General features: G+C 59.1%; 5 protein-coding genes and 1 pseudogene. 5 read left to right on the top strand and 1 reads right to left on the bottom strand.

Going from position 1 to position 7501, the window contains the following annotated elements:
- From Q1L50_RS16195 to Q1L50_RS16175, 5 genes and pseudogenes are all read left to right on the top strand, one after another.
- Positions 1–411: pseudogene (locus Q1L50_RS16195) on the top strand (hypothetical protein); the annotation flags it as partial.
- 120 nt (positions 412–531) lie between these two features.
- Positions 532–903: a hypothetical protein gene (locus Q1L50_RS16190; protein WP_300340625.1), complete on the top strand. Its 372-nt coding sequence runs from the start codon at positions 532–534 to the stop codon at positions 901–903.
- A 330-nt stretch (positions 904–1233) separates the two neighbouring features.
- Complete coding sequence (locus Q1L50_RS16185; RefSeq protein WP_300340622.1) at positions 1234–4122, top strand: patatin-like phospholipase family protein; 2889 nt, start codon at positions 1234–1236, stop codon at positions 4120–4122.
- Positions 4123–4672: 550 nt separating this feature from the next.
- Positions 4673–5245 carry a hypothetical protein gene (locus Q1L50_RS16180; RefSeq protein ID WP_300340619.1) on the top strand — a complete coding sequence of 191 codons (573 nt, stop codon included), beginning with the start codon at positions 4673–4675 and terminating at the stop codon, positions 5243–5245.
- Entirely contained in the window at positions 5238–6113 is an 876-nt protein-coding gene (locus Q1L50_RS16175) for a site-specific DNA-methyltransferase (RefSeq protein WP_300340616.1), read from the top strand. Before Q1L50_RS16180 ends, Q1L50_RS16175 begins: the two co-directional genes overlap by 8 nt.
- On the opposite strand, the gene Q1L50_RS16170 is transcribed toward Q1L50_RS16175, so the two are convergent.
- On the bottom strand, positions 6099–6908 hold the full coding sequence (locus Q1L50_RS16170) for a restriction endonuclease (protein WP_300340628.1): 810 nt from the start codon (positions 6906–6908) through the stop codon (positions 6099–6101). The genes Q1L50_RS16175 and Q1L50_RS16170 overlap by 15 nt on opposite strands.
- Positions 6909–7501: the final 593 nt, after the last annotated feature.

The following is a 7501-nucleotide window of genomic DNA, read 5'->3' as shown; positions in this document are numbered from 1 at the left end:
GTGGTATCGAAGAATACTGTGGGCTTCACTGGCGGGTCGATTCCGCTTTACACCGTCGTCACCGGAGCGTCGTCAGTGACCAGTTACACCGACAACCGGGCCTGGGTGGCGCCGGCCTACCTGCCGAGCAATGGCAGCGTCGCGGTAACCGGGGCCGACGTGGATCTTACCGCGCCGGCCAATGCGGACAAGGCGCGCTGTTCGTACCTGACGACGACCGGCGCACTGACCGCGAACCGGAACGTCATCGCGCCGAACAGTTGGCAGGCGGTCGTGTTCTGCAACAACAGCGGGGCGTTCTCCACGACGTTCAAGACGGCAGCCGGAAGCGGTGTGGTGGTGGCGCAGGGGAAACGGGCGCTGCTGCTGGCCGATGGGTCCAATGTCGTTCGAGTGACGCCGGATACGTGATCTTCGTTGCGCAGGTCGACATCGGCCATGCGCGATGCGCCGTCTTGAATACAACCCGTTTCATCACCCGACCGCCAAAGGCACACGCCTTCGGCGGCTTTTTTGCATTGGGGAGTCATCGTGCCAGAACCAACCAGTAGTGGCGTCGCCGGGGCTGCGGCGTTCAAGGCCGCCGGAGGCGCGGCGGCGGGCGGGGCACTGCTTTCGGCCATCGTCGTGATGCTGATGACGCCGCCGCGCTCGATGCGCGAGTGGGCGGTGGGATTGATCAGTACCGTAGTCACCGGGATCGGCGGCGGGGCGATGGCCGTCGAGTACTTCCGGTTGCAGGAGTGGGTAGATTCGGCGAATGGGCTCGTGGCGCTGGGCGGCTTGATCTTCGGCTGCGGCCTGCCGGGCTGGGCGATCGTGCGCTGGGTCTTCAACTTCATCGAGAAAAACCGCGATGCCGGGATCGATGAGGTCGCCAAGGAAGTGAAGGATGTGCTGTGATCAGGTGGGAGATTTCATGGATGTGATTGGGGTGCCCGGGCGGATGAGCACAGGCACCAAGCGGGGCGGGATTCGGACAACTTCTTAGGGGCTCCTGGGACCAAATCGAGATTGACGCTGCTTGATCTAGGCTCATATACTTGCGACGGCGGCGTCGGATTTCCTATCCCTCAGGATGAACTGCAAGTTGACTGCTAGGTAAGTGCTAGGCCCCACCAGGGCCTAGCAGGCGGGTTGGCAAGCTAAGGACTTCGGCCGGGCTGGGTCCGTTCGCTGCGCCTTCGGACGTCGAGCCATGCGACAAGAGGATGCAGGGCGGGGAGGATCCGGATGACGGGTGAGAACAAGAGTGAGGAGTGGTTCAATGCAGCGGAAGCAATTCAGGAGGAGGCTCGACACATCGAGCATGCGCGGGCTGCTCTGAAAGCATTCACACCAAATACCAGGCTGTTTGCCGAACCGTCAGGCCTGTGCCTCTCTGGAGGTGGAATCCGAAGCGCAGCGTTCGCCACCGGCTTTCTGCAGGCCCTTGCTGAGCGAGGGCAGATCTCCCGCTTCGATTACATGTCGTCCGTTTCGGGCGGCGGATATGCGATGGGCTGGTGGATGGCACTGGTCCATCGGATTACCGCTACAGACGACGATCCTGCCCACCAGGTGGTCAACAAAGCTGTGCTTGGAGAGAAAACGATCTCCCCGCATCAGCAGGGAGAGCAACCGTTCGTATTGAGGCACGTGCGCGCTCATGGCAACTACCTCACCTTGCGAACAGGCCTGCTTTCGACGGACACAGCCGCCGCGCTGTCGACCATTCTTCGAAACATGGTGTACGGTCTGGCTGCGCTTGGTCTATTGGCGGTGGCCGTGAGTTGGCAAGCCCTGGCCATCGCGGCTTTCATCGAACATTGGGGTCCGCAGTACGCTCACGTGCTCGCCTTTGTCGCAGCCGTACCCTTGTGCGTCGGTTGGTGGAATTCCTGCAAGGCACTCAATCGTAACCTCAAGGGAAAACCCGGTCCGGCCACGGCCACCTGGCTCATCGTAGGTGCGTTACTGGTCGGACTACACTTTGCCGCGACCGACAAAGCAATAGCCACGGGCGTAGGCCTTCCGGAAAAACCTCTCGCGGGAGCCAACTTTGCCGCCGTATGCTTGCTGTTGACTTGCGCTGCCGAGGTGGTGGTGCTCTCCTGCGTATACTTTTATAGGATGATGAAGGGCATTTCTAATCGGCCGATCCCTTGGACCCTCGGCGGCACTATCGCCGTAAGCGTGGCTGCCTGTGCGGCATGGTTGTGGATACCCTTGGAGCCGAAGCTTGCGACGCGCGGCCCGCTACCTGTTCTTCCATACGTCGCGTGGCTGATGCTGCTGATGGGGCACGCCTGGGAGAGCGCACTTCTCCACGGGCGACTGTTCGACGGCTGGGATTCGGTCCGGCACAAGACCCGGGTGCAGATCACTTCGGCCGGCCTAATGACGTCAATCTGTCTGGTACTGCTCAGCATGACCCCATATTTGGTGAGCTGGGTCCTGCGTGTGGCGACGCTTATTGCCCCCGACCCCCCCGACCTCTTGAGCCCGGCGGCAGTGTTCGTAGCCCTTCTCGCGGTTTTCGCGGTGCTAGTCAACGCCGTCATGGCTGTTAGCGAAGGATCGCAGGAAGAACCCGTGCATCGCGAGTGGTGGGCGCGTTGGAGCGGAGAGCTGATCGTTGCTGCGATTGTCGCAACAGTTGGCTGCGTGGCCGTCTCGTCTGCAAGCCGCCTCCACCCTTCTCCGGTGCATGTGGTATACACCGGGCTCGGCGCGCTCGCTCTGTTCGGTCTTTCGACCATCTTGGCAGCGCGGCCTGCCACGCGTTTGCTGGCGCGCGTCTTGGGATTGCTGACCGTTGGCGCGATCGCCGGCATGGCGTTGGTCATGGCAAGGGTGATCGATAACAAGCTCGCGTGGGTGGTAGCCGAGGATTGGCCGCTGTACATGAGTGGCCCGATCGCCGCGTTCTTCGTCCTGTCCGTTCTTGTGCTGACCGCGAGCGGGCCGAATTCCTTCTCGATGCACGACTTCTATCGAAATCGCCTGAATCGTGCGTTCCTTGGGGCCTCGAACACAAAACGAAATCCGCTTCCAACAGTGGGCATCGACGAAGGCGATGATCCAATGTTGCGCGATCTTATTGCCGGAAAAGGCGAAGCCGCGATCGTTTATCGACCCTTTCCAGTTTGGTGCGCTGCGGTCAACGTGACAACGGAGCGTCGTTTGGGGCTGTCGGAGCGCAAAGCCGCGTCGTTCGTGTTTACGCCGCTAAGGGCGGGGTTTCACGTGGCAACTCTAGAGCGCTCTGCCAAGAGCACTAAGTCCTCCTACCGCGCTATGGCGCCGGTCAGCGAGCATGGACGTGAGTCGCAGGAGGTTGGCTACGAAGTGGAGCCGCTGACCATGGGGACGGCCATCGCGACTTCGGCTGCCGCGTTCAGCACGAACACGGGTTCGACGACGACGCCTGAGCGAGCATTGGTACTAGCACTGCTGGGCGCGAGATTGGGGCGGTGGTTTCCGAATCCGGCCTCGGAAAACGGGGAGATGACACCGCCGCTACCCTCGGAGGCATGGAAGATCGGGTTGCCCACACTACACCTCAAGGACAAATCCTGGGTGCAGCAGCGCATTAACAACCTGAAAGCCTCGCTCTTTGTCCGAGAGGCCCTCTCAAGGTGTGACATCGAGTCCAACGCTGTCTACATCACCGACGGCGGGCACTTCGAGAACCTTGGTGTATACGAGATGATTCGGCGTCGGGCGAAGTTGATCGTCTGCGCTGACGCAAGCTGCGACCCACGCTTTCGATTCGACGACCTCTTGAATCTGCAAACCAGGGTTCGCACTGACTTCGGCGCCGAGATCGAGATCACCGGCCTCGACGATCTGGTCTCCGACCATAAGGGGCGTCTCGCCAAGGTGGCGTTCAAGCGTTGGCGGGTGGTGTACGCGCGGGACTCTGAGGGCAGACCTGAGGATTGCGGCGAGTTCATCTATTGCAAGTCCACGATCACCGGGGATGAGCCGGCCGACTTGGCGGATTACAGGCGCAGGGTGACGAGTTTTCCGCACGTGAGCACATTGGACCAGTGGTTCGCCGAGTCCACCTTCGAGGCCTACCGAACACTTGGTCTACACATCGGGCGCAATGTGGCCCACAAATTGAGCGGGATGTGACGAAGATGGCAATTTGGGACACTGATCCGCTGCCCTTCTTACGTACCCAGCGATCCTGATGGCGGTCTTGGCGGTCCGCCGGGCTGGTGGTGCCGAAGCGAAGGGCATCTTGGTGCGATGGCAGCTCGCAACTGGTGACATCACCGCTGGAGTTCAAGCAGAGCGTGGCCTCCTCGACACTATGTTCAGCTATGGGCGGCGATTTCGCTGAAGTCAATGTCGCTACACCGCGGCGGAATTGGCGACACATGTGCTGCCGAGCGGTATTCTCGACGACGAATCTCCTTCATCCTGCGGAGGGCTTCGGTTTGCGTAAGTTCTGGCCAACGCGGCCCACGCCAGGACAGCATCCGTTAAGAGTGCGTGCAGCCGTTTCGAAGACCGAGCTGAGCGCCATGTTCTGCGGGGTTTTTCGTGTAAACCTCCTGACCTTGACTGCGCCGCAAATGTCATATCTGCGCTCGTAGAGGCCGCTCTTGTCGAAACCTCATGACTTCGCAAACTAGGTACGGAACTTTGAAACCTTTGCTGGGCAAGGCGTTGCGGGGTGGTGCTCGGCGAGTTTGTGATGACGTATGCTTTGGTTTCGCGAGATACGCCAACTCGAAATGGCTGGTTGGTGGAGAGGCCAAAGACGGCCAGAGGGGTTGCTGAATACGTTTCCTCAGCCCAGCCCCGTCAGGTACTCAGCCGGCACGCGCCGTTGTCATCTGGACTCGCTGCCGAGACGCAGTTCAACACTTCTACTGCCCGCGTCTTTTTTGGCTCGATTTCGCACGTCAAGCGACACCTTGCAATGATGCAGTATGCTGTGCTTCCTTACAGTCTTTGGCGATCTGCGACGGCGATTCAATTCCAAAATGTAATGCACTATGCGTTACATATACGCTATACTGCCTTCATGGTTACGATCAAGACAGCGACGCTTAACGTTCGATTGAGCGCAGAGTACAAGCGTGCACTCAAGATTGCGGCTGATCGTGATCAACGCAGCGTCTCGAACCTCATTGAGCACCTTATCGCCTTGCACTGCAAGGCCATGGGTGTCCCTGTTGAATCGTGTAGAGGCACTGCCACCAACGAGCAGAGCAGTCGAAATTCACCGGAGGCTGCCAATGGCTGAGATCCTGCGACTTTTCGAGTTCGACGACGAACAGCCGCCTGCAGCAACTCCAAAGAGCCAGTGTGAAATCATCTGGGGTGACGTCCGAAAAGTGCTGTCTGGTTTTCCGGACGGGCTGTTTCGTACATGCGTTACCTCGCCACCGTATTGGGGGCTCCGAGATTACGGGGTTGGCGGCCAGATTGGCGCAGAGTCCGATATCGGTGACTACATTACGGATCTTGTCGCTGTATTTCGTGAGGTTCGGCGAACGCTGGCTGACGATGGCACACTCTGGCTGAACATCGGCGACAGCTACACCAGCGGCGGCCGCACCTGGAGAGCCCCAGATGCCAAGAACAAGGGACGGGCGATGGACTATCGGGCACCGACTCCCGAAGGCTTGAAGCCGAAGGACTTGATCGGGGTGCCCTGGCGATTAGCTTTTGCATTGCAAGAGGATGGCTGGTATCTCCGGAGCGACATTGTTTGGAACAAGCCGAACTGTCAGCCAGAGAGCGTGAAAGACCGGCCGACCAGATCCCATGAGTACGTTTTCCTGTTTTCGAAGAACGAGCGGTATCTTTACGACCATGAGGCCATCAAGGAGCCGGCCCTTGCTCAGAACCAGAAATCGAAGAATCGTCGGTCAGTTTGGAACATCAATACAGAGCCTTACGCTGGCGCGCACTTCGCGGTCTATCCGCGCCAGTTGGTGCGGCTCTGTGTGCTGGCAGGTTCCAAGGAGGGCGACCGGGTCCTCGACCCCTTCTTCGGCAGTGGCACAACCGGTGTAGTTTGCGACGAGTTGGGGCGGCAATGTACCGGTATCGAGCTCAGCGAAGAATTTGCCGAGCTAGCCAAGGAGCGCCTCTTAAAGGGACGCTGAGTCGAACTGCCAGGTAGCGTGCACCGTGCACAGGGATTTGCGGATGTTCTTGATTTGCAACTTGCGCTCGGTGCCGCCATCGAAGTAGAGCGCGAAGCGCTCTCCCGTAGCATCGGCAACCCTGCAGTAGCCGGGCTTGGGGCTTTGAAGGCTGTTCGCGCAAACCACGAATGGCTGGTTAGTCGATTCCAGCAAGAGCTGCTTAGGAATCTCTACGAGTTCGTATTCGTATTTTCCAGGCCCTTGGCCGAGACAACGGAACTGAAAAATTCGGTCGTAGCTGGTCATGTGCTGGAAGAACCCTTCTCTCAGAGCGTTGAACTCCCATGGTCCACGCCCAAGCTCCATGAACTTGCTAATGTGGAGAAAGTTTGCCTTGATGTTGCTGGCGGCCTCCGTCTTGAGAGAGACCGGGGCTCCATTGATCGTGAGATCATGTCCGCGGTTGGTCCGACTCGTTGCCAATACAGCAGGTATGCCTGCACGGCTTAGTGCTCGCTCCAGCGCGAATTCGAATCGATCTTTGGACAGTGCTTGACGACTGAACGCATGATGAATCCGCAGGGCGTCACCCAGCACGTCCAACACCGTCTGGTTCACCAAGTCGGATCCAGGGTTCCGAACATACGAATGGTGAAGCTGAAACTGCTTTATGACAGCGCTGACCCATTCCCGCTGGGAGTCGGTTAGGCGATCCAGTTCGCCGGCGAGGTCTTCTACGGTCGCGCGAGGCGGGGCGGCACCAGCAAGCAGGGCACCAAACGGCGTCGAAACTGGATTCGTCGGGTCGCTCATGTCCACTATAAGAGGTCAAAAAGATTGTCAGACCCAAAGTATAGAGATGATGCGACAGTGCTCCGCCCCAAATCGCCTACGGACCACGAAAAAAATGTCTACCCCGTTCCACGGCTGGCAAGGAACTGCGGGAACGCGCCGAGGCTTCGGTCAAGGGCGTACCGGTTTAGCGAGCCGGCTCGGATGTCGCCGAGTGATGAACCGATGAATGCCGACGACTACAACTGCTGGTGGCCTACACCATGAACGCGATCGCCTTGCCGGCCTCGTTGAACGCGTCGTAAGCAAACCGGGTTCTGTGTGCTTCGCCTGAAGGTGAAAGGTGAGCGAGACCCGAGCACCTTGATTGGCAGCCCACTACCGAACGCGGAGCGGCTGCGCATACCCAAGTCGCAGTTGCGATGCGGAGCCGGATTCGTTTTCCAACCGAGAAATAGAACAGAAAAGTGGACCTGGCCAACACACGCATTACCCGGACAAACACCCTCACACTTCCTCACCAGTACCCATATGCCCGCATAGCGAGTTGTGATCCAGGGTGCGATTGCACCACCAAACAAGAAGACCAACCCCTCATCGGGTTGGTTTTTTTT

This window comes from Accumulibacter sp., from assembly GCF_029255145.1.
Taxonomy (GTDB): domain Bacteria; phylum Pseudomonadota; class Gammaproteobacteria; order Burkholderiales; family Rhodocyclaceae; genus Accumulibacter.
Note: the sequence above shows the minus strand (reverse complement) of the source record. Positions and strands in the feature narration are given on the sequence as shown.